The 22,486-nt window shown below is 74.0% G+C and carries 16 protein-coding genes; 6 read left to right on the forward strand and 10 right to left on the reverse strand.

The annotated features are described in order from the left end of the window. Positions 1-10: 10 nt before the first annotated feature. Complete coding sequence (locus tag EKG83_RS28735; RefSeq protein ID WP_033433845.1) at positions 11-919, forward strand: PaaX family transcriptional regulator; 909 nt, start codon at positions 11-13, stop codon at positions 917-919. Here the strand turns inward: EKG83_RS28735 and EKG83_RS28740 are convergent. The 6 genes from EKG83_RS28740 to EKG83_RS28765 all read right to left on the reverse strand — a co-directional run bounded on the left by EKG83_RS28740 (position 907) and on the right by EKG83_RS28765 (position 6,590). Then, the gene (locus EKG83_RS28740) at positions 907-2,064 is read right to left on the reverse strand and encodes a CapA family protein (RefSeq protein WP_228122254.1); all 1,158 of its coding nucleotides are present in this window, start codon (positions 2,062-2,064) and stop codon (positions 907-909) included. The two genes, EKG83_RS28735 and EKG83_RS28740, sit on opposite strands and share 13 nt — an antisense overlap. Then, the gene (locus EKG83_RS28745) at positions 2,057-2,872 is read right to left on the reverse strand and encodes an amino acid ABC transporter ATP-binding protein (protein WP_033433900.1); all 816 of its coding nucleotides are present in this window, start codon (positions 2,870-2,872) and stop codon (positions 2,057-2,059) included. Before EKG83_RS28745 ends, EKG83_RS28740 begins: the two co-directional genes overlap by 8 nt. Beyond that, positions 2,869-3,744, reverse strand: coding sequence for an amino acid ABC transporter permease (locus EKG83_RS28750; protein WP_033433843.1), 876 nt, complete (start codon positions 3,742-3,744; stop codon positions 2,869-2,871). Before EKG83_RS28750 ends, EKG83_RS28745 begins: the two co-directional genes overlap by 4 nt. Then, positions 3,741-4,655, reverse strand: coding sequence for a transporter substrate-binding domain-containing protein (locus tag EKG83_RS28755; protein ID WP_228122255.1), 915 nt, complete (start codon positions 4,653-4,655; stop codon positions 3,741-3,743). The genes EKG83_RS28750 and EKG83_RS28755 overlap by 4 nt, the downstream gene beginning before the upstream one ends. 105 nt (positions 4,656-4,760) lie before the next feature. Next, complete coding sequence (locus EKG83_RS28760) at positions 4,761-6,119, reverse strand: alpha/beta hydrolase family protein (RefSeq protein WP_051766586.1); 1,359 nt, start codon at positions 6,117-6,119, stop codon at positions 4,761-4,763. Between the two features lie 138 nt (positions 6,120-6,257). Then, positions 6,258-6,590, reverse strand: a complete 333-nt coding sequence (locus EKG83_RS28765) for a hypothetical protein (RefSeq protein ID WP_033433841.1) — start codon at positions 6,588-6,590, stop codon at positions 6,258-6,260. A 484-nt stretch (positions 6,591-7,074) separates the two neighbouring features. Here EKG83_RS28765 and EKG83_RS28770 point away from each other — a divergent pair, with 484 nt between their 5' ends. Next, positions 7,075-8,112, forward strand: coding sequence for a hypothetical protein (locus EKG83_RS28770; RefSeq protein ID WP_033433840.1), 1,038 nt, complete (start codon positions 7,075-7,077; stop codon positions 8,110-8,112). 113 nt (positions 8,113-8,225) lie between these two features. Here EKG83_RS28770 and EKG83_RS28775 read toward each other — a convergent pair whose 3' ends face one another. Then, entirely contained in the window at positions 8,226-9,428 is a 1,203-nt protein-coding gene (locus EKG83_RS28775; protein WP_051766585.1) for an ROK family protein, read from the reverse strand. 193 nt (positions 9,429-9,621) lie between these two features. Here EKG83_RS28775 and EKG83_RS28780 point away from each other — a divergent pair, with 193 nt between their 5' ends. From EKG83_RS28780 to EKG83_RS28790, 3 genes are all read left to right on the forward strand, one after another. Beyond that, positions 9,622-13,266, forward strand: coding sequence for a glycoside hydrolase family 3 C-terminal domain-containing protein (locus EKG83_RS28780; protein WP_033433839.1), 3,645 nt, complete (start codon positions 9,622-9,624; stop codon positions 13,264-13,266). Positions 13,267-13,544: 278 nt separating this feature from the next. Then, entirely contained in the window at positions 13,545-14,537 is a 993-nt protein-coding gene (locus EKG83_RS28785) for a hypothetical protein (protein WP_051766584.1), read from the forward strand. A gap of 395 nt (positions 14,538-14,932) precedes the next feature. Beyond that, positions 14,933-15,688: a class I SAM-dependent methyltransferase gene (locus EKG83_RS28790; protein ID WP_033433838.1), complete on the forward strand. Its 756-nt coding sequence runs from the start codon at positions 14,933-14,935 to the stop codon at positions 15,686-15,688. A gap of 56 nt (positions 15,689-15,744) precedes the next feature. Here EKG83_RS28790 and EKG83_RS28795 read toward each other — a convergent pair whose 3' ends face one another. Together EKG83_RS28795 and EKG83_RS28800 are read right to left on the reverse strand one after the other, a co-directional pair. After that, on the reverse strand, positions 15,745-19,635 hold the full coding sequence (locus tag EKG83_RS28795) for an nSTAND1 domain-containing NTPase (protein ID WP_033433837.1): 3,891 nt from the start codon (positions 19,633-19,635) through the stop codon (positions 15,745-15,747). A 135-nt stretch (positions 19,636-19,770) separates the two neighbouring features. Continuing rightward, on the reverse strand, positions 19,771-20,706 hold the full coding sequence (locus EKG83_RS28800; RefSeq protein WP_211269203.1) for a LysR family transcriptional regulator: 936 nt from the start codon (positions 20,704-20,706) through the stop codon (positions 19,771-19,773). A 182-nt stretch (positions 20,707-20,888) separates the two neighbouring features. Between EKG83_RS28800 and EKG83_RS28805 the strand changes: the two genes are divergently transcribed. Further along, positions 20,889-21,746 carry an SDR family NAD(P)-dependent oxidoreductase gene (locus EKG83_RS28805; RefSeq protein WP_033433835.1) on the forward strand — a complete coding sequence of 286 codons (858 nt, stop codon included), beginning with the start codon at positions 20,889-20,891 and terminating at the stop codon, positions 21,744-21,746. Between the two features lie 114 nt (positions 21,747-21,860). Here EKG83_RS28805 and EKG83_RS49445 read toward each other — a convergent pair whose 3' ends face one another. Beyond that, positions 21,861-22,409, reverse strand: coding sequence for a helix-turn-helix transcriptional regulator (locus tag EKG83_RS49445; RefSeq protein WP_051766583.1), 549 nt, complete (start codon positions 22,407-22,409; stop codon positions 21,861-21,863). Positions 22,410-22,486: the final 77 nt, after the last annotated feature.

Raw genomic sequence — 22,486 nt, forward strand, 5'->3', positions numbered from 1 at the left:
GGGTGATTCCATGGCCGCAGCTCGCGACGACATGCCGGCACTCCCCAGGATGCAGTCCGGCGGCAGTCCTCAACACCTGCTCCTCACCCTGCTCGGCGACTACTGGTACGGACAGCGCGCTCCCCTGCCCTCCGCCGCGCTCGTGGCGCTGCTGGGCGAGTTCGGCATCACCGAGATCAGCGCGCGGGCCACGTTGAGCAGGCTCGCCCGCCGGGGGCTGCTGGAGCTGTCGCGGGAGGGCCGGCGCACGTCCTACGCGCTGAGCGGGCGCGCGGCCCAGGTCCTCGAAGACGGCCTGCGCCACATCGTGGCGTTCGGCGCGGCGCAGGAGCCGTGGCCGGGGTGGTGGACGGTCGCGGTGTTCTCGGTGCCCGAGGAGCAGCGGGACCTGCGCCACGCCCTGCGCACGCGGCTGAGCTGGCTCGGGTTCGCGTCCCTCTTCGACGGTGTGTGGGTCTGCCCGCACGACCGGGTCGCCGAGATCACGGCGGTGCTGTCCGAACTCGCCATCGACTCCGCCACGGTGCTGCGCGCGGAACTGGTCGACGGCAGCCCCCTCGGCGGCCACCCCATCAACGCCTGGAACCTCGACGCGCTGCGCGACGGGTACGTCGCGCTGATCGACGAGTACTCGGCCGTGCGCCTGCGGATGTCGGAGGGCCGGATCGGCACGGCCGAGGCCCTGGTGGCGCGCACGGCGCTCATGGACGCCTGGCGCCGGTTCTCCAGCCTCGACCCGGACCTGCCCGCCACCCTGCTGCCGCGGCCGTGGCCGAGGGCGCGGGCCAAGGCGCTGTTCACGGAGCTGTACGACGGGCTGGCGCTGCTCGCCGAGCAGCGGGTGAAGCAGGTCGTCGGCCGGTACGACGAGGACGCGGCTGCCCTGGTGCGCGGACACGGCAGCGACTACGCCGGCTGAGCGCGGGGCTCCCGGCCCACGCGCGGCAGGACGACCTCGTCACCGTCCCAGTCGAACTCCGTGGCCAGGCCCGCCTCCTCGCCGATCCGCCGGACGTACTCGGCGACGGCCTCCCCACCGCCCGGGCGGGACACCGGCACCGGCCGGCCGGACCCGTCGATCCGGCACGGCGCGAAACCGGCCGCGACGACACCCCCGCGGTCGAACCGGCAGACGGCGATGACCGTGTTCCGGCTCTCCGGGTGGAACGGGTAGAAGGGCATGTCCGGATCGGGCGCGAACCCGTACAGCTCGACGCGCCTGCGCGCCCAGTCGGCCCGTTCCGCGTTGTCGCCGCCCGTCGGCGTGAGCGCGCGGGTGACGGTCACGAAGTTGCCGAGCCCGTGGAAGATCGGGCGCCCGCGGTAGACCTCGATGCCGCGCATGATGTGCGCGTGGTGGCCGAACACGGCGTGCGCCCCCGCGTCGACGGCCGCCCGCGCGACCGGCTGCTCGTACATCGCCAGCACGGCCGGCGTGTGCCCCACCCCCTTGTGCAGGGACACGGTGACCACGTCCACCCGGGACGCGAGCGCGCGGATGTCGCGGGTCATGGCGGACAGGCTCGCCGGTTCGGCGAAGGTGTAGACGCTGGGCGGACCGCCCGGACTGGCGTGGTCCAGCTCGTAGTGCGTGAGCACCCGGACGTAGGCGCAGCCGGCCTTGCGGGAGGTGGCCCACGACTCGCGGGGCCCGACGAGGTTGTAGCTGAGCACCCCGATCCGCAGCCCGCCGCGGTCGAGCACGGCCGGTTGCCTGGCCGCGTCGAGGTCCGGTCCCGCGCCCGCCGTCGCGAGCCCGGCCGCACGCGCGTGGGCGATCGTGTCGGCCACGCCGACCGGGCCCGCGTCGTAGACGTGGTTGCCCGCGAGGGTCACCACGTGGAAGCCGGCGTCGGCCAGCGCCGCCAGCGCGGCCGGGTCCGCGGGTGGCGCCGGGACGTCCGTGCTCACCTGCGCGTCCGTCGTGCTGTGCGGGACCTCGACGTGACCGATCACCAGGTCGCCGCGCGCGAGCGCCGGGCGGGCGGGGACGAGGAACCACGCCGGGTCCGGCTCGTCGAGCACGAGGTCCCCGACGGACAGCAGGGTCACCGGGTCAGGCACCGGTCCCCCCTTCCCGCGCGGTGGCGCGCTGCTGGGTGTAGCGGGACAGGAACGCGCGCAACCGGTCCGACGTGCCCTCGCCGAGCACGCCGGCGACCGGGCCCTGGTCGACGACCCGGCCGCGGTCCATGAACACGAAGCGGTCGGCCACCTCCAGCGCGAAGGCGATCTCGTGCGTGACGATGACCATCGTGAGCCCGGCGGCCGCCAGGTCCCCGATCACGGCCAGCACCTCGTCGACCAGCTCGGGGTCGAGCGCGCTGGTCGGTTCGTCGAGCAGCATGATGCGCGGCCGGGTCGCCAGCGCCCTGGCGATCGCCACCCGCTGCTGCTGCCCCCCGGAGAGCTGCCCCGGGTGCGCCTCGGCCTTCTCGGCCAGCCCGACCCTGCCCAGCAGCTCCATGGTCCGTTCCCGCGCCTGCTCCCGGCTGCGGCCGTGCACCCGCACCTGCGCCTCGGTGACGTTGCGCGCCACGGTCCAGTGCGGGAAGAGCTGGAACTGCTGGAAGACCATGCCCATCCGGCGTCGTTGCTCCGCCACCCGGCGCGGCGGGAGGGGGCGCAGCCGGCCACCGGCGCGTTCGTAGCCCAGCAGGTCGCCGTCCAGGTACATGGCCCCGCTGTCGATCGGCTCCAACTGGTGCACGCACCGCACGAGGGTGGACTTGCCGGAGCCGGACGGCCCGATGACGGCGACCACCTCGCCCTGCGCCACGTCCAGGCTGACCCCGTCGAGCGCCGCGTGCGCGCCGAAGCTGCGCCGGATGTTCCTGACGCTCAGCACCGGACCGCCGGTGACCGCGCTCATGCCGACCACTCCCGCCGCCCCCTGCCGAACCGGCGTTCGAGGCGCTGCTGCAGCAACGAGAGCGCGGTGACCACGACCAGGTACCAGGAGCAGGCCACGATCAGCATCGGGACGATCTCGTAGGTCCGGTTGTAGACGGTCTGCACCGCGTGCAGCAGGTCGGTCATGGCGATGACGCTCACCAGCGACGTCCCCTTCAGCAGCGAGATGAACTGGCTGCCGCTCGGCGGGATGATCACGCGCATCGCCTGGGGCAGGACCACGCGGAGGAAGGTCTGCCCGCCGGTGAAGCCCATGGCCATCGCCGCGTCCCGCTGACCGGGGTCCACCGAGAGGATGCCCGCGCGGACGACCTCCCCCATGTACGCGGCCTCGTGCAGGGTCAGCCCGATCAACGCGGCGGTCAGCGGCGTGATCAGGTCGTTCGTCGACCACGACTGGAACGTCGGCCCGAACGGCACGCCGATCGACAGGCGCGGCAGCAGGTAGGCCAGGTTGAACCAGAACAGCAGCTGCACCAGCGGCGGGATGCCGCGGAACAGTCCGGTGTAGAGGGTGCACGCCCACCGCACCGGGCCGAAGTCGGCCAGCCGGCCGAGGGCGAGCAGCACCCCGAGCGCCGAACCGGCGACCATGGTGACCACCGTGAGGAGCACCGAGGTCCCCAGGCCCGCCAGCACGTTCCGGTCGAACAGGTGGTCGGCCACGACCGGCCACCCGAACCGGTCGTTGTGCGTGACGAACCAGGCGGCCTGCGCCGCGAGGACGGCGAGGACCGCGCCGAGCAGCCAGCGCAGCGGCCGCGGGCGGTGGCGCGCGGTGGCGACGTCGACGTCCGGGGCGCCGCGGGGCGTGGTGGCGGTGGCGGTCACCGGCCGGCCGCCGTGTTGAGCCCGGGTTTGTCCACCTTCGCGTTCTGCAGGCCGTACCGCTCCATGATCCGGTCGTACTCGCCGTTGGCGAAGACCTCCTGGAACGCCTCGTGCACGACCGGTCCGAGGCCGCTCGACTTCGGCACCAGCATGGCCAGCTCGTCGACGCCGGCACCCTGCTCGTCGGTCTGCGTCACGTAGGTGAAGTCGTCCTTCGCGGCGGCCAGCGCGTCGATCGCGGCGCTCTCGGTCATGCCCGCGGCGTCGGCCCGGCCGGACCGCGCGGCCAGGATCGTGCCGTTCGTGTCGGCCAGCCCGATGAACTCCACGGCCGGCTTGCCCGCCTTCGCGCACCAGTCGGTCAGCCTGGCGATCTGGTCCTCGACGATGCTGCCGGACACGGCCGCGACCCGCTTGCCGCACAGCTCGTCGCTGGCCTTGACGCCGCCGGGGCCGGACTTCGGGACGAGGTAGGCGGTCCTGGTGACCATCCAGACGATGGCGTCGAACTGCTCTTCCCGCTCCGCGGTGTCCTTCACCGGGCCGTTGAACGCGTCGTAGCGGCCCGACAGCATGCCGGACAGCGCCGCGGGCAGCCCCGGCACGACGACGGTCTCCGTCCGGACGCCCAGCACCTCGCCGAGGGCCTGCTGCAGGTCGCGGTCGAGGCCGGTGACCGTGGTGCCGTCCGCACCGACGACCCGGTACGGCGGGTGCGAGTCGCCGGCGAAGCGGATCACCCCGGACTCCTTGAACCGCTGGGGAAGCTGCTCGTGGCGGTCGCCGCTCGCGCCCCCGGCGGGGCTCCGGGCGCCGTCCGGGGCGCCGCCACAACCCGACGCGGCGACGAGCACCGCGGCCAGCACGGGGAGGAGGGGTCTACGAGACTTGAGCATCGGTGCTCCCGTCATCGATATAACCGCATCTACTGTGCGGTCGTAAGAAATAGTGTCTAACGTTGGCGCCGAGCCGTGTCAAGGCCGACCGCACCGCCGACGTGGTCGGCCCAGGGTTCGTCAGCCCGCGAACGGCCGGTTGAACACGGGTGGGGCGTAGTCGACGTACCGGCCGTCGCCCGCGAGCCCGTTCATGGCGCGGGGCGAGAGGTCGGGCCAGTCGCCCGTCCGCAACCGGTGCCACACCCGGTCGATCGCGGCGACCTGCTCGCCGACGGTGAACGTGCAGTGCCCGGCCGTCCGCACGTACGCCTGGCGCACGAGCCGGCCGTTGCCCTCGCGGCGGGCCAGCGCCTCGTAGGACTGCTGCTGCGCCACGGTCGAGATCTGGTCACCGAGCCCGTTGACGGTGAGGACCGGTACGCGCACGTCACCCGTGAACACGATGCCCGCGGACAGGTACGACACCGCGGCGGGGTCGGCGGCGACGCGGGGAGCCGCGGCCAACCGCCCGAGGTCGGCGCGCAGGTCCAGCCCGGCTTCGGCGTACAGCCGCGCGACGGCCAGCTGTTGGCCGGGCTCGGCCAGCGCGAGTTGCCGGCCGTAGTCGACCCCCGTGTTCCAGGAGGGGTTCCCGCCCGCCAGCTGTTCGATGGCGCGCCTGCTGCTCATGGCCTGCCCGATGTAGGGCAGCGGACCACCCGCCAACGCCTGGTACATGCCGTTCTCGATGCCCTCCGCGTCCCACCACGCCGGCACCGGCGGCGTGGTGCCGTCCGCCGCGAGCCCCCAGCCCGGGAGTTGGCCGATGGCGGACGCGAGCGCGATGCGCGCCCGCCCCTCCGCCGTGGACTGCGCCCCGGCGAGGGCCGAGATCCACTGCTGCCGCGCACCGGCGACGTCGGCGGGGATGCCGGTCACGGGCAGGGCGTCGTCGGGGAACAGCAGCGTTTTCAGCGCGAACACGGTGTCGAGCTTCTGGTTCCACTGCCCGACCGAACCACCGAGCCCGCCGCAGAACGGCACGGCGGCGTCGAACAGGCCGGGGTGGACCTGCGCGGCACCCGCGGCCACGAACCCGCCCATCGAGCGGCCTTCGGCGACCGCCCACCGCGCGGGCCCGAACGCCGCCTCGAAACGCCCGAGCGCGGCGGCCTGGTTGTCGATCGCCCGGGCGATGCGCCACCCGGTGACGGCCCTGGTCGTGCCGCCCACGGCGTAGCCGCGCCGGACCAGCTCCCCGGTCAGCGGCGTGGTCAGGCCGCCGTCGGCGAAGTCCAGGTCGACCAGCACCACGCCGTTCCACCGGCGCGGCTTGGCGAACTGGTACGGGGTGCCGTCGGGGAGCTGCCCCGACACGCAGGCCGCCGTTTCGAGGCACGGCACCGCGTCCGGTGGTGCGGCAACCGCGGCGGGGGCACCGGCCACCAGCACCGACGCGGCTGCCAGCACGGCGCCGAGGTTGCGCACTGCGGACATCGGGGTCTCCAGTCTCGCTCGAAGGTCGGCGTCACGAGCAGACCCATGATGTGCTCCTGCGACAACGACCGTCAATGATTATGTCTTACGACTGTCGAGCGAGGTGGCGTCGCGCACGCGGGCACCGGTGACGGCCGTTCACAGTCGGCGGCGACCCCGGCCCCGGAGTCGGGCGCGGAGCGCGGCGTACCGGGCCCCGGTGCCCAGGTGCCGCTCCCGCCGGGCTCGCACGCGGCCCTGCCGGGCGCCGTGGCGCCCGCGGCCGGACGACGGGCCGTGGACGTGCTCCTCGCCCTCGAACACCCGCCGCCGGTCGCGTCCGGCCAGTGGCACGTGGATGCGTTCGCGGGTGGGCGCCTCCGGTGCGCGGACGGCGGGCAGGCCGAGGTCGTCGACCACCCAGAGCGCTTCACGGACGGTGCCGGACCCCGGGCGGTCGGCGGGCAGGGCGGTACGGCGGAGGTCGCTCATGGTTTCGGTGGACTCCAGTGCTCGTGCGGGAGGCGTGGTGCACCGCCTCGGGACCAGTGGTGTGCGGCCCGCACCGATTCCGCGGTGCGGGCTTCGAACGGCACGGCGGAGGGCGGCGGGGAGGAACTCGAACCCGCCGTCGGCCTCTCCGGGCGTCACTGGTCACTGCTGCACGTCGACCATGATGCCCAGCCCGCGACCGCCGGGCAACAGGTTTTCGGCGCGATCCGGCCGCCCGGCCCCCGAGAATTCCACCACAGAGATTCCTGATGAGGACTTAAGAATTGAATAAGTGACCGGAGCCACCGTGAGCGGAGACACAAAAAGCCGTAGTTGACGCCATCAGCGCAGGTCAGAGTCACAAGAAAACAAAAGTTCCCCCTCCGTTCACTCGAATGGATTATATTCACGCCCAACCCCGCCGGTCTTATCGTTCGTCCGCCAGAAACAAGCAACGAATACGACCGACCAGGAGTGAACCCCCATGCGCATGAACCCCCGGACCCGGTGGACCGCCCCCGTGCTGGCCGTGACCGCGATCCTGCTCGCCTCCGCCGCCGCGCCGGCGAGCGCCGCGACCACCACCGCGCTCGGCGCCCCGCAGGTCGTTCCGATCCCCGACAGCCAGGTGCGGTGGTACGCCAACGACTCGACCTTCCCGTACCTGCCCGACGCCGCGGGCACGGCGAACCTCGCGTTCTGGGTCGACGGCGTGGACTACCGCAGCACCGGGCAGACGCTCGACACGATGAGCCCGGTCGACCCGACGACCGCCGTGCTCGGCGCCGGACCCCGGGGGAGCTTCGACGGCAACGGCGCGTGGCTGTTCCAGGCGGTGCGCGACCCCGGGGACCCGTCGGGGGCCATCTACGGCTTCTACCACGCCGAGGACCACGTCTTCGCCGACGGCGTGACCGGCTACGAGTACAACTCCACCGGCCTGGCGGTCTCGACCGACGACGGCGTCACCTGGACCAAGAAGGGGCAGATCATCGGCACGCCCCAGCCCCAGAAGGCCCAGAACGGCGGCTACGAGATCAACTCGGTGGTCTACGACCCGGTCGGCAAGCGGTGGTTGGGCATCGGGCACGGCGTCGCCTACGCCTCGACCGACCCCGGTGCCGCGCCCGGTACCTGGAAGGGCTGGGACGGCAGCGCCTTCACCGTGCCCATGCCCACCGCCACCGACGCCGGGAAGCTCAAGCCCCTGTCCACCCTGGGCTCCGACATCTCCGGCAGTGACCTCACCTGGAACACCCACCTCGACCGGTTCGTCCTGCTCTACCAGAACTGGGGCGACGACACCCACGTGTACGCGAAGACCAGCACCGACGGCATCACCTGGGGCCCGGCCACCACGCTGCTCACCGCCGACGCGGGCAAGACCGTCGGCTACCCGCAGCTCATCGGCGCCTCCAGCAGCGAGACCGGGCAGCAGGCCACGCTGGTCTACGAGCAGTGGCCCTCCACCACCGGCCGCAACCGCGACATGATCGAGCGCACCGTCCAGTTCACCGGCTGACACCCCGTCGCCAGGACCGGCCCCGCCGCTCGACCGGCGGGGCCGGTGGCCACCCGCCGGACGGACGGCGGGACCGAGCGCGCCCGCACCGGGGCCGGGTCGCCGACCCGCGGTCAGCCCGCGAGCAGCGCGGCCAGCCGTTCCGGGGCGTCGTTCAGCACCAGGGCCGCCGCGCCCCGGGCGCCGGCGCTGTCGCCGAGGGCGCCGGGCACCACCCGCAGCCGCTGGGTGTGCGAGCCCATCGCGTTGCGCCGGACGGCGTTGCGGACCGACTCCAGCAGGACCTCGCCGGTGGCGACCAGTTCGCCGCCGATGACGACCAGTTCCGGGTTGAACATGGTGACGGCCTGGGCCAGCGCGCGCCCCACGGCCTCCCCCGCGTCCGCCACCGCCCGGATCGCGCCCCGGTCGCCCGCCCGCACGAGGTCGACCAGGTCCGCCGTCGACACGGCGGCACCCGCGACGGCCGTCAGCAGGCGGGTGATCGCGGTGGGGTTGGCGACGGTCTCCAGGCAGCCCCGGTTGCCGCACCGGCAGATCAGGCCGTGCGGCTCGACGGACAGGTGGCCCAGCTCCCCCGCCAGGCCGCCGGACCCCAGCAGGAGCCGGCCCGCGCAGAGCAGGCCGGCGCCGATGCCCGTCGACAGCCTGAGGTAGACCACGTCGCCGGACTCGCGGGCCGCCCCGTAGCGGTGTTCGGCGAGCACGCCCGCGTTCGCGTCGTTGACCAGGGACACCGGGAAGCCGGTGCGCCCGTGCAGCTCCTCGGCGGGCCGCACGCCCACCCAGCCCGGCATGATGCCCTCGGCGCGCAGCGCGCCGTCCCGGTCGACCGGGCACGCGATCCCGACGCCGACGCCGAGGACGCGGTCCGCGGGCACGCCGGCCTCCCGCCGGACCTGGTCGACCAGCTCGGCCGTGCGGGTCAGCACCGCGGCCGCGTCGTGGTCCACCGCGCGCGGCAGCACGTGGTCCCGGACCGGTGCGCCGACGAGGTCGCACAGCATGACGCGGATGTGGTCGTGGCCGATGTCCACGCCGACCGCGTAGGCCGAGGCCGGGTTGAGCGCCAGCGCGCGCGGGGGGCGCCCGGTGCCCGGGTTGCCCCCGGGGATCGCGCCCTCGTCGGTGACGATGCCGGACCTGATCAGGTCCGCGGTCACCGATCCCACGGTGGCCCGGGCCAGCCCGGTGCGGCGGACCAGGTCGGTGCGGGACAGGCGGTGCGCCCGGACCAGGGCCCCCAGCACCCGCACCCGGCCGAGGTTGCGCAGGGTGATGGGCACGTCGACGTCGGCCGGCGAGGTGGGCGGCATCCCGACACGATAACCGGGGCCCCTTCCGGTTACGCCGACTTCGGCACCGGGACGCGTCCGGTTGCGCCGATGTGGCGTTGACTTCCGCCTGAACACGGCGAAACGTGTGTTCTGCGCCACACCGCCGACGACGTCCGCGTGGCGACAACTCCCGTGATGCCCGCGGCACCCGTGCCCGATCCCGGAGGTAGTCATGTCTTCAGCCCATCCCGGTCGACGACGGGTCGGCGTGGCCGCGGCCGCCGTGCTGCTCGCCGCGGCGACCGTCCCGGCGGCCGTGGCCGACACCGCGAGACCGCCGGCCGCGGTCCCACCGATCTACCTGGACACCCACCACACCTTCGCCGAACGCGCCGCCGACCTGGTGTCCCGGATGAGCCTGGACGAGAAGGTCCCGCAGCTGCGCACCAGCAGCGCGCCCGCGATCCCCCGGCTGGGCGTGCAGCAGTACACCTACTGGAGCGAGGGCCAGCACGGCCTCAACACCCTCGGCGCCAACACCGACCACGGCAGCGTCGGCGGCGGCGTGCACGCCACCAGCTTCCCGACCAACTTCGCCGCCGCCATGTCCTGGGACCCGGAGCTGGTCTACCGGGAGACCACGGCCATCTCCGACGAGGCGCGGGCGGTGCTGGACCCGTCGCTGTGGGGCGTCGCCCAGAACAACCTCGGCCCGTCCCCGGACAACTACGGCTCGCTGACCTACTGGGCGCCCACGGTCAACATGGACCGCGACCCCCGGTGGGGGCGCACCGACGAGGCGTTCGGCGAGGACCCCCTCCTGGTCGCGCGGATGGCCGGGGCGTTCGTCAACGGCTACCAGGGCCAGACCCGCAACGGGCAGCCCACGTCGCGCTACCTGAAGGTCGCGGCCACGGCCAAGCACTACGCGCTCAACGACGTGGAGGACAACCGGCACGCGGACAGCTCGGACACCACCGACGCCAACATCCGCGACTACTACACCCCGCAGTTCCGCAGCCTGGTCGAGAAGGCGCGCGTCTCCGGCCTCATGACGTCCTACAACGCGATCAACGGGACACCGGCCCCGGCCGACACCTACACCGCCAACGCACTCGCGCAGCGCACCTACGGGTTCGACGGCTACACCACCTCGGACTGCGGCGCGGTGGGCGACATCTACTCGCCGGGCGGCCACAACTGGGCGCCGCCGGGCTGGACCACCGCCACGGCCGCCGGCGCCACGGTGTGGACGAACACCGCGACCGGCGGGCAGGTGTCGGGCGCGGCGGGCGGCCAGGCGTACGCCCTGCGCGCGGGCACGCAGCTCAACTGCACCGGCGCCGAGGCCACCCCGCGCAACATCCGGGAGGCGATCGCCGCGGGCGTGCTCGACGAGGGGGTCGTCGACGACGCGCTGACCCACGTGTTCACGCTGCGGATGCGCACCGGTGAGTTCGACCCGCGGGACCGGGTGCCCTACACCCGGATCACCAAGGACCGGATCGAGAGCCCCGCGCACCGCGACCTGGCCGAGGAGGTCGCGACGAACTCGCTGGTGCTGCTGGAGAACGACCCGGTGCCGGGCACGGCCGACCCGCTGCTGCCCGCCGACCCGGCGAAGCTCGGCCACGTGGTCGTGGTCGGCGACCTGGCGAACAAGGTGACCCTGGGCGGCTACTCGGGTGATCCGACGTTCCGGGTCAACGCGGTGCAGGGGATCACCTCGGCGGTGCGGGCGGCCAACCCGGGCGCCTCGGTGGTCTTCGACGCCTGCGGCACGTCCACCAGGGCGACGACCGCCGCCGCCTGCGCCGCGGACACCCTGGCCGCGATCCGGACCGCCGACCTGGTCGTCGTGTTCGTCGGGACCGACGAGCGGGTCGCGGGCGAGGGGCGCGACCGCGCCACCCTGGCCATGCCGGGCAACTACGGCTCGCTGATCGAGCAGGTCCGGGCGGTCGGCAACCAGCGGATGGCGCTGGCCGTGCAGGCGGGCGGCCCGGTGCGGCTCGACGACGTGCGGGACGCCTTCCCCGCCGTCGTGTTCAGCGGCTACAACGGCCAGGGCCAGGGCACCGCGCTGGCCAACGTGCTGTTCGGGGAGCACAACCCGAGCGGGCACCTGAACTTCACCTGGTACCGGGACGACGCGCAGCTGCCGGACCTGAAGAACTACGGGCTGACCCCGTCGCAGACCGGCGGCCTCGGCCGCACCTACCAGTACTTCACCGGCACGCCCAGCTACCCGTTCGGGCACGGGCTGAGCTACACCACGTTCCGGTACTCGCACGTCACCACCGACTCGGCCGCCGTCACCGCCGACGGGAGCGTCGTCGTGGGGGTCGACGTCACCAACACCGGCGCGGTACCGGGTGCGGCCGTGGCCCAGCTGTACGTGGCCACCCCGTTCACCGTCGCGGGGGTGGAGCTGCCCCGTCAGCGGCTCGCCGGCTTCCGGAAGACCCCGGTGCTGCGCCCCGGCGAGACCCGGCACCTCACGATGCCGGTGCGCGTGGCCGACCTCGCGACGTGGGACCAGCAGCGCCTGCGGCAGGTCGTCCACAACGGGCGGTACGCGTTCGGCGTGGGCCCCGACTCCGGCCACCTGGAGGGCTCCGCGGACGTGGTCGTGACGGGCTCGATCACGCCCAGGGTCCGGCACGTCACGGTCCAGCCCGACCACGTCGTGTTCAGCCCGGGCGAGCGCTTCGACCTGACCGGCAGGAACCCGTGGATCGCCGACGTCACCGCGCAGGCGGACCGGCACGCGCCCGCCGACCACGTCGTCGAGGCGGTCAACAACGACCAGTCGTTCGTCGACCTCCGGCACGCCCGCGTCCGCTACCGCAGCAGCGACCCGGACGTGGCCAGGGTCGACGACCGCGGCACGGTGACCGCGGTCGCGCCCGGAGCGGCGACCGTCAGCGTCACCGTCGACGGGGTCACCGGCACCACGCCGATCGTGGTCAAGCAGCCGTTCACGCTCGACGCGCCGACGACCATCCAACCGGGCTCGACGTTCACCGCGACCACCACCCTGCCCAACCCGGCGGGCGGATCGGGGCTGCGGCACGTCTCGATGAGCCTGGAGGCACCGGACGGCTGGACGGTGCGCGCGACCTCGCCGTCGACGTTCGCCAGGGTGGCGGCGGGCCGGACGGTGCGGACGACCTGGCGGGTGGACGTCCCCGACACCGCGCGGCCCGGCAGGTTCGGCCTCTCGGCGCTGGTCCGCTTCACCTCCGCCAACGGGCCGGGCAGCTCCTCGGACGCGACCACGCTGGTGCTGCCGCACCCGCCGTACCCATCGCTGGCGGCGGCGTTCAACAACGTGGCCGTCACCGACGACGGCAACACCGCCGCGGGCGACTTCGACGGTGACGGCTCCAGCTTCTCCGCGCAGGCGCTGGCCGCCGCCACGCCCAGCCTCACCCCCGGCGCCGCGTTCACCCACAACGGGCTGAACTTCACCTGGCCGGACGCGGCGCCGGGCACCCCGGACAACGTGGTGGCCGGCGGGCAGACCATCGCGATCACCGGCTCGGGCACCACGCTGGGCCTGATCGGCGCGGGCGACTACGGGGCGCCCTCCGGCACGGTGACGGTCACCTACACCGACGGCACCACCGGGACGGGCACCGTCACCTTCGCCGACTGGTGGACCAACGTGGCGAACGGCGGTGACGTCCTCACCAGCGTGCCCTACATCAACAAGGCGTCCGGGCGGCAGGACCAGCGGGTGAGCCTGTACTACGCGGCGGTGCCGCTCCAGGCGGGCAAGACCGTGCGGTACGTGACGCTGCCGGACATCAGCGAGAAGGCGGTGAGCGGCAGCGTGGCGATGCACGTCTTCGCCCTCGCCATCGGCGGCTGACCCACCGCAGGTCCCGTGGTGTCGCTTCCGGCGCCACGGGACCTGCGGCGTGGTGGACGTGAGCTTCGTGGTGAGCAGGATCGGTTGACCGCCGCGCGAAACCCGGTGCGGGGTGCCGCAGGAGCGCCGGCCGAGCGGCCGATTTCCCCTGGCCGATCTCCGCGTCCCCGGGCAGGCTTCGGGTACCGCAGTGTCCTGGGGGGACACTCAGACGTGTCAGCTGCGTCCTTCTTCGTCTGCGGTGAGCCGGTTCTTCCACCGAGAGGAAAACGAAGGCAATGCCGTTATCGAAGTCATCGCGCCGGTCACCCGCGCGCCTGCTCGCCGTCGCCCTGCTCGCCGGGGGCGTGCTCCTCGCCCCGAACGCCCTCTCCTCGGCCGCCACACCGGACGAACCGGTCAAGGTGGCCACGCCGACACCCGATTCGCCCGTCAGCGGCAAGCTCGTGCCCGCGGTGCGCGGTGACGCGGCGAGGGCCGCGGCCGGTCCGCAGGTCAGCGCCGGGGTCCTCAGGCGCGGGGAGTCCTTCTCCGCCGACCGGGCCGACGCCGCCAGGACGTCCGGCGCCACGACCATCGTGCCGTGGAGCGGGTCCCTGCACGTCGTCTGGGGCGCGTTCCCGACCGTCTCGTCCATCGGGGCCCAGGCCACGCACACGGTCAACCCCGGCATCAGCATCCCGTCGGGCAACCCCGACGTGGTGTACGCCCCGACCCTCGTGCCCAGCGGCAAGACCTGCATCGAGGTCACCACGTTCTACTGGCAGGGCGGCAACGGCGTGGGCGCGTGGGACTGGTGCGCGGCCTCGCCCGGCTTCGCCGCCGTGGCCTGGATCGACTCCACCTTCCTGAGCACCTACACCGCGCCGTACCAGGGACTGCCCGCCTACGAGGTGCTGGACGTGCAGACCAACGCGGTCACCAACTCCTGGACCGCCTACCTCTACAACTACACGACCTCCAGCTGGGACGCGCTGTTCACCAGCGCCGACACCGCCAAGCTCAGCGAGACGCACGGCGGCTGGAGCATGTTCGAGGTCTACACCGAGTACAACCCCGCCACCGGCGAGGGCTACTACTGCACCGAGACCTACGGCACCCAATACCACGCCGCGAACCTCAAGATCAAGCTCGGCAGCACCTGGACCGCGCTGACCCCGGGCAACTCGAACGTCACGCCGCCGGGCAGCGTGAACAGCACCGATTTCGGCTGCTACGGCCTGTCCTTCACGCTCCAGACGGCGAACAGCCACTGGCAGGTCACGCACTGAGCCCGCCGACCCGGTGCGGCGCCCGCGGGTGCCGCACCGGGTCGGTGCGTCGCGGGATCGGGCCCCCACGGGAGTTCCGAGGTTGGGCGGAAGTCCTGCTGAACTCCGCTTGATCTGCCGTTGCCCGGGGCCGGGGAACGAGCCGCCGTGCCGGCGGTGGTCGCGCGGGCCGAGGGGTGGCCGCGAGGGTGGTGGTCGGGGTGAGGTTCGAGACCGTTGACAACTCGCTCGCCGATCGGGCGGGGTGCTGCTAACGTCTGGCCAACCGCTGATCGTGGAGGAAGCCATGGCTGCCCGGAGCCTCACACCGGGCCTGCCCACCGGAGCCGTGTGACGGTCCGGGCCGCCCGGTGACATCGCCCTCGACAAGCCGATGCACCGCAAGGAGCTTTCCCGTGTCCGCAATTCCTCCCCCCACCTGGTACGTGGATTTCTTCACCGAACTGCCCAACGAGTTCTGGCGGCGCGCCGTGCCGCCGGAGGTCACCGTCGAGGAGATCGACTTCGTCGAGCAGCGCCTCGGTCTCGCGCCGCGCTCGGCGGTCCTGGACGTGCCGTGCGGCAGCGGGCGCCACAGCCTGGAGCTCGCCCGGCGCGGGCACCGGGTGACCGGGGTCGACCTGTCCGCCGAGGCGATCGGGCACGCCCGGCGCGCCGCCGCCGGGCTCGACGTCGAGTTCGTCCACGCCGACATGCGGGAGATCCCGCGGCACGGCGGGTTCGACGCCGCGGTGTGCCTGGGCAACAGCTTCGGCTACCTGGAGCTCGACGGCCTGCGGGAGTTCGCCGCCGCGCTGGGCGGGGCCGTCCGGCCCGGCGGCGGGCTGGTCGTCGACTTCGCCTCGGCGGCCGAGTCGATCCTGCCCGGTTACCGGGCCGAGCCGCGGACCATGACGACCGGGGACATCACCGTGCTCGCCACCGGCGAGTACGACGTTCCCGGGAGCCGGGTGCTCAGCCGCTACCGGTTCACCCGTGGCGGGGAAGAACTCGACGTGACCGCGATCCACCACGTGTACACGGTGGCGCAGGTCGTCGACCTGTTGTCCGGCAACGGGTTCACCGATGTCGAGCTGTTCGGCGGCCCGGGTGGCGAACCCTACGGGGTCGGTGCCGGCAGGCTGCTGCTGACCGCGCGCCGAACGGGCTGAGCGGGTGCCCCGGCCGGGGTTCCGCCCCGGCCGGGGCCCGCACGGCGGCACCGCGGTCAGCAGACCTCGCCCGCGAACGCCCCCTCGGGCAGGTCGTCGGGCCCCTCGGCCAACCCGCTGCGCCGCGCCAGCCCGCACACCGCCTCCGACCACGCCCGCGGGTCACCGGGCTCCAGGCCGTCGACCTGGCCGTCCACGTTGACCCGCCAGGCGCGGGCGGGCACGTCCTCCAGGCGCGTGTCGTCGCGGCCGAGCAGCGCGGGCAGGCCCCACAGCACGTTGCGCGTCCACAGCTCCACCTGCTCGGCACCGCTGCCCTGTTCGACGAGGGTGACCTCCAGCTCGTCGGGGTCGTCGCGGAACCGCAGCGCGCCCACCACCGCCCCGGGAGGGGTGTCCAGGCGGTCCAGCGGCTCGCCGGTGCCCAGGTCGAACACCTCGACCGCGCCGGCGCGGGCGACGGCGACCCGCCCGTCGCGCACGGCGATCGGGCCGCCCGGCGGATCGGCCTCGCCGTGGCGGAAGCGGGAGCCCGCGACCTCGTGCCCGTCGGCGAGGGCGTAGCGGCGGGTGAAGCCGTCGCCGCCCACCACGACCAGTTCGCCGCCGTCCGCGGCCACCCGCGGTTGGGCGGTTCCGGGCGGCAGCGCGACCGTGGCGCCGAGGCGTTCGCCGGACCTGGCGGACCACACGCTCAGGTCGTTCACGCGCCGCACCAGCAGGCGGTCGTCGTCCAGGAACGACGGCAGCGCGGGTTCCCCGTCCGGTGGGGTCGGTTCCGGGCCGGGCGCGGACAGCTCGCCGAGCGGCGCCAGGTCGGGCAGGTTCCACAGCCGGACGCGGTCGTCGGGGGTCCGGGTGGCCAGGGTCCGGGAGTCGGGTGACACGGCGTGGGCGTCGGGCAGGCCGTTGTCCTCGTGCGGCGGGGCGGTGACCACCCCGGCGACCCGCGACCTGGTCGCGGTCCGCCAGGTCTCGACCGCGCCGTCCGCCCGGAACAGCAGGACGTGCCCGCCGTCGGGGGTGACCTCGGCGCCGCGCGCCTCGACCAGCGCCCGGTCCAGCGCGTCCGGCGGCGGTACGCGCACCACCAGGACCGCACCCCGCTGCCCCAGCAGCACCCGGAACGCGCCGGAGCTCTCCTGCTCGACCGCCGCGACCTCGGTGCCGGACGGCACCCACGTGACCAGCCGGTCGCCGGGCGCGTCGGTCCGGCCCACCCACAGCGCCTGCACGAGCTCGCTGCCGCCGACCTCGGTGACCGCCCACGCCCGGCCGTCGCCGCTGAACCTGGGCACGTCCTCGTCGTGCGCGCAGAACAGGCCCTCCGGGGTGAGCCGCGCCCGCTCGGTCCCGGTGATCGCGCCGCGCGAGACCAGCGTGCCGCCGTCGCACCGGAACTCCAGCGGCTCGTCGGCGGTGGTCTGGTCGTACCGGGCCGCGGGCAGTTCGCGGGTGCCCGCCGCGGTCAGGCCGAACCACGTGCCCCGCCCCTCCACGACGACCTCGCCGGTGGGCAGCACGTACCGGAGGGACACCTCGTCGACCGCGGGGAGGCCCTGGGCGAACGTGCCGGGCGCGGTGAGCGTGGTCTCGGTGCCGGTGCCCAGGTCGACCAGGCGGACCTCGGACCGGTCGTGGGGCGCGAGCGCGAGCCACCGGCCGGACGGGTCGGCCTCGACCTCGCCGCCCCCGGTCGCGATGGTGCGCAGCACGGCGCCGGTGGCGGCGTCGCGGACCCGGACGGCGCCCTCGCCGCTCTCGGCGAACCGGTCCTCGCCGAGCCACCGCGGTTCGATCCCGCCGCCGGTCACCGGCACCTTCACCGCGGGCGTCGAGGCCACGTCCCACACCTCCGCCACCCGGTGGTCCCCGCCCAGCCGGACGACCCTGGTGCCCGCCGGGCTGGGCAGGGCGGTGCCGGGCACCAGCACCTCGGCGTGCCGCACGGACCGGGCCACCGAGAGCAGCGCGCCCCTGGTGCCCGGGGAGTCCGCGGTCAGCCAGGCCCGGACGGAGCCGTCGAGCCAGGTCTCCGGCTGCCACGGGTCCACCCGGCCGAGCAGGGTGGCCGCCGCGCCCGACGCCCGCGCGAGGTCCTGCTCGTCCGTGAGCCGGGTCGCCGCGAAGGCCAGCGAGGCGCCCAGGGCCACCACCAGGGCGACGGCCCCGCCCCGCACGGCGACCCGGCGCCTGCGGCCCCGCACGGCGGCGTCGACGAACCGGCGCTGCCGGTCGGTCAGCTCCGCGCCGCGCTCCCCGAGCAGCGCCGCGGCCCGCCGGACCGCCCGGCCGCGCGGCAGCAGCGCCCGGTCCCGGCGGACCGCCCAGCGGCCGGCCAGGCGGTCGACCTCGTCCTGCCAGAGCCGGAAGTCGCGGTCGGCCTCCACCCAGCCGCGCAGCCGGTCCCAGTGCCGCACCAGCGACTCGTGCGCCAGCTCCACCGCGGCCGGCCCGAGGGTGACCAGGCGGGTGCGGGCCAGCTCGACCGCGACCGGCCCCAGCTCCTCCAACGGCACGGCGCGGCGGGTGAAGCCGCCGTTGGCCAGCGGGCTGACCAGCTGGGTCAGCACCCGGCGGACCTGCTCGGGGTCGAACCGCCGCCACACCTGCTCGGCGTAGGTGGACACCGCGCCGCCGACGCCGCCCAGCTCCCGGTACGCCCGGTGGGTCAGCACGCCGCGGTGCTGCCGCTCCCACAGCAGGGTCAGGGTGAACTCCAGCAGCGGCAGCGGGTTCCGCTCGCCGTCCAGGTCCTCCAGCAGCACGTCGGCGAGCCCCGGTTCCAGCACCGGCATCCCGGGCACGGCCAGCGGCCCCTCGACCACCTCCCGCAGCTCCGCCGGGCCCGGCGCGCCGAGGGTGTCGGTGCGGCCGGCCAGCCGCGAGCCGAACGCCGGGTCGGCCAGCAGGCGGTCCAGCGGCTCGGTGGTGGTGGTGACCACCAGGTCCACCCGCGGGGTGCGGTGGTGCGCCTCGGCGGTGTCCAGCAGGGCGGCGAGCAGGGCGGCCGACTCGTCGGGGTGGCGCGCCAGGGCCTCGTCGAACTGGTCGACCACGAGGGTCAGCCGGCGCAGGCCGGACCGGGTGAGGCGGCGGTCGACCACCTCGCCGACGCGGTCCGGGGCGACCTCCTCGACGCCCAGCGCGGTGGCCAGCGCCGCCCACGGCGAACCGCCGGCGGCCGGGCGGACCACGACCGCCTCGCCGAGCCGGGGCAGCAGCCCGGCCAGCACCAGCGACGACTTGCCGCAGCCGGACGGGCCGGTGACCACCAGGACGCCGTCGCGGTCGAGCCGGCGGACCAGCTCGTCGGTCCGCCCGGCGCGGCCGAAGAACCACTCGGCGTCCTCGCGCTGGAACGGCTCCAGGCCGCGGAACGGGTTCGGCTGGTCGTTGACCGCGGCCAGGCCGGGCCACGCGTCGTGCAGGGCCTCGCCGGACAGGGCGTAGCCGATCCGGTGCTCTTGGCGCGCCTCGACCTCCACGACCATGCCGATCACCGCGTTCAGGTCCTCGTCGACCACCGGGCCGCCGCTGAAGCCCCGGAGCATCGGCAGGCCGTGGGCGCGGTCGTCCTCGATGTGCAGCCGCCCGTCCGCGATCGGCCCGCGCACCACGCCCTGCGACCACACCCCCGCCGGCCGCCGGTTCGGGACGCCGAAGGTGCGCACCCGGTGGCCGCGGACGTCGTCGACGGCGACGACCCGCACCGGCCCGGCCCCCGGCGGGGTGGTCTCCAACCGCAGGCACACCAGGTCCACGCCGTCGGGGCGGTGCGCCACGCGGGCCCGCGCGGTCGCGCCCAGGACCGGGAAGTCCAGCTCGACGGCCTCGGCGTCCCCGACCACGTGGGCGCAGGTCAGCACGGTGTCCGCGGAGACCAGGAAGCCGACGCCGACCGGTCCGCCGTCCCCGAAGACGCGCACCAGCGCCCGCTCGATCACGTCCCGTCCCCCTGACGACCCGCCCGATTCCACCGCGCCGCCGCTCCGCGCCCCGCTGCCGAATCCGGGCGGTCGCGGCAGCGGGGCGAGAGGGTACTCGCGCCGTGCCGGTCGCATCGCGGCAGCGCGGTACGGCTACCCGCCGGGTGCGGTCGACGACGACCGCGCCGCCGCGAGGTCGAGTTCGTGCGCGGTGTCCGCGAAGCGCTGTACGAGCGGTGTCGCGGTCGCGGTGCGCCAGACGAGGGCCCACCGGCCCAGCGGGGCGTCCCGGATGGGCAGGTAGGTGATGCCGGGTCGCTGGTAGTAGCGGCTGGCCTCGGCGAACACGACGCAGACGGCCTGGTCGGCCGCGACGACCGCCTGGATCTCCTGGAACGTGGCGACCCCCGGGCCGCGCGGTACCGGGCGCCCGCCCGGTGTGCGGGACGGCAGGACCGCGGCTTCCCAGTAGGCGGGGGCGGAGCCCTCCATCCGGGGCACGACGCAGTCGCCGAGGTCTTCCAGGAGCACCGACTCCCGCGCGGCCAGGGGGTGGCCGGTGGAGACCATCAGCAGGAGCGGGTCGGTGATCACGGTGGGCCCGACGGTGAGATCCGGTTCCCGCACCGGGAGCCAGCACGTCTGCAGGTCGACCTGACCGGCCCGCAGCGCGCCGAACGGGTCGCTGAAGTGCACCTCGCGGAACAGCAGCTCGCAGTGCGGGTTCCGGGAGCGGAACCGGTCGATGACCGGGGCGAGTTCGTACGCGTGGGGCCCGAACACGCCGAGGGTCAGGGTCGCGGGGGTGTCGCGGGCGGTTCTCCTCGCGGCGTCGATCGCGGTCCGGACCTGGTCGTAGGCGGCCTTGAGGTCGGTGCGGAGCTGCTCACCGAGGGGCGTCAGGCGAACCACGCGGGTGGTGCGGTCGAACAGCGGCGCGCCGATGAGCCGTTCCTGCTTCCGGACGGACTGGCTGACCCGGGCCGTGGTCAGGCGCAGCCGGTCGGCGGTGCGGCCGAAGTGCAGCTCCTCGGCCAAGGTCAGGAAGATCTCGATGTCGCGCAGCTCCACCGCCCGATTATCAATCACGGCTAAAGAGTCGTTGCCGAGGTCGGCGTTGATCCACGGCCCGGCCGCGGCGGACGCTGTACCGGCGCGGCGAGACCCGCCCCACCCGCTGGGACGCAGGTCACGCCCCCGCACCTGTCACGGGGCGGGGCTCGCCGGCATCTGGTGGTCGACACGTCGAGGAAGAAGGAACGGACGACAACATGAGCAAGGTCTGGTTCGTCACCGGTTCGTCGCGCGGCCTGGGCCGCTGCTTCGTCGAGGCCGCCCTGTCCCGCGGCGACAAGGTGGCCGCGACCGCCCGGAACACCGCGAGCCTCGGTGAACTGGTCGCCGCCCACGGCGACGCGGTGCTCCCGCTCGCGCTGGACGTGACCGACAGGGCCGCCGTCTTCGACGGTGTGCGGCGGGCCAAGGAGCACTTCGGCAGGCTCGACGTCATCGTGAACAACGCCGGCTACGCCCAGGTGGGCGCGATCGAGGAGCTGACCGAGCGGCAACTGCGCGACCAGCTCGAGACCAACCTGTTCGGCGCGGTGTGGGTCGTCCAGGCCGCGCTGCCCCACCTGCGCGAGCAGGGCGCGGGGCACGTCATCCAGATGTCCTCGGTCGCCGGGCTGATCGCGATGCCGCTCGGCGGCGCGTACCACCTCTCCAAGTGGGCCGTCGAGGCGCTGAACGAAACCCTCGTCCGCGAGGTCGCCGACTTCGGCGTCAAGGTGACCATCGTCGAGCCCGCGGGCTTCGCCACCAGGGGCGGCAAGAACCCGGACCCGCTCGACAACGGCCACCTGGCCGAGCCCAACCCGGTCTACGACGGTCTCCGCCGGCGCCTGGCCGGGCTCGTGGGGGGCAAGCCCGCCGGCGACCCGGTCGCCGCGGCCCGGACCCTGCTGGAGATCGTCGACTCCGACGACCCGCCCCTGCGGGTGCTCTTCGGCCAGGGTTTCCACGACATGATCGAGCAGGTCTACGCCGAGCGGCTCAAGACCTGGGCCGACGGGCGGGACCTCTCGATCGCGGCGCACGGCAACCTCGGGCAGACCGCGCCCGCGGTCTGAGCGTCCGCGCGTCGTTCCCCCCGACCCGCGGAGTCGGGGCCACACCCCGTGGTGCGCGACGACCTCCCGCGCACCACGGGGTGGCGTCGTGACCCGGCCCCGCGCGCCGGCCCGTCAGGAACCGCCCAGCCGGCTCTTCACCCGGTTCGGGACCCAGTTCTTCAGCAGGCCCTCGTGGAGCGCGACGACCAGGGCCTCGCTGCGGCTGGACACGCCGAGCTTGGCGAACACGGAGGTGATGTGGTTCTTCACGGTCTTCTCCGAAATGCTCAGCCTGGCCGCGATCAACCGGTTGGACAGCGCGTGCGCGAGGAGGGCCAGCACCTCGCGCTCGCGGTCGGTGAGCCGGGCCCGCTGCCGGGGAATTCCCGCCTCCGGTTCGGCGCTCGCGATCAGCGTGTTGGTGACCAGCCGCAGTTCGTCCGCGGCCCGGCTGGCGGCCGCGGTGTACTCGTCGAGGAAATCGAGGAGCAACGGGGGAACGGCCCCCGCGGTGTCCTCCCCCTGTAACCACCGGATGACCTCTTCGAGCAGTTCGGCCTTTTCCGCGCCCCGATTCGACGATCTCAGGGCGTAGCGGGCCAGTGCTTCCAGGTCGAGCCTGTCCAGGCCGGTCAGGCGCAGCCACTGCTCGAACCGCTGCTCGAAGACGACATCGGACATCCGACCTCCCGCTCGCCTTGGCGTCGATCCCTTCGAACCGTCCCCGGAATTGGCGGAAATGTTATTCCGCATTCGGT

The organism is Saccharothrix syringae (genome assembly GCF_009498035.1).
Taxonomy (GTDB): domain Bacteria; phylum Actinomycetota; class Actinomycetes; order Mycobacteriales; family Pseudonocardiaceae; genus Actinosynnema; species Actinosynnema syringae.

Excerpts from the sequence above, each read along its gene's own strand:
- EKG83_RS28735 (WP_033433845.1), top strand. The coding sequence starts at position 11 with ATGGCCGCAGCTCGCGACGACATGCCGGCACTCCCCAGGATGCAGTCC.
- EKG83_RS28745 (WP_033433900.1), bottom strand. The coding sequence starts at position 2,872 with ATGAGCGCGGTCACCGGCGGTCCGGTGCTGAGCGTCAGGAACATCCGG.
- EKG83_RS28755 (WP_228122255.1), bottom strand. The coding sequence starts at position 4,655 with ATGACGGGAGCACCGATGCTCAAGTCTCGTAGACCCCTCCTCCCCGTG.
- EKG83_RS28760 (WP_051766586.1), bottom strand. The coding sequence starts at position 6,119 with ATGTCCGCAGTGCGCAACCTCGGCGCCGTGCTGGCAGCCGCGTCGGTG.
- EKG83_RS28765 (WP_033433841.1), bottom strand. The coding sequence starts at position 6,590 with ATGAGCGACCTCCGCCGTACCGCCCTGCCCGCCGACCGCCCGGGGTCC.
- EKG83_RS28770 (WP_033433840.1), top strand. The coding sequence starts at position 7,075 with ATGCGCATGAACCCCCGGACCCGGTGGACCGCCCCCGTGCTGGCCGTG.
- EKG83_RS28775 (WP_051766585.1), bottom strand. The coding sequence starts at position 9,428 with ATGCCGCCCACCTCGCCGGCCGACGTCGACGTGCCCATCACCCTGCGC.
- EKG83_RS28780 (WP_033433839.1), top strand. The coding sequence starts at position 9,622 with ATGTCTTCAGCCCATCCCGGTCGACGACGGGTCGGCGTGGCCGCGGCC.
- EKG83_RS28785 (WP_051766584.1), top strand. The coding sequence starts at position 13,545 with ATGCCGTTATCGAAGTCATCGCGCCGGTCACCCGCGCGCCTGCTCGCC.
- EKG83_RS28805 (WP_033433835.1), top strand. The coding sequence starts at position 20,889 with ATGAGCAAGGTCTGGTTCGTCACCGGTTCGTCGCGCGGCCTGGGCCGC.
- EKG83_RS49445 (WP_051766583.1), bottom strand. The coding sequence starts at position 22,409 with ATGTCCGATGTCGTCTTCGAGCAGCGGTTCGAGCAGTGGCTGCGCCTG.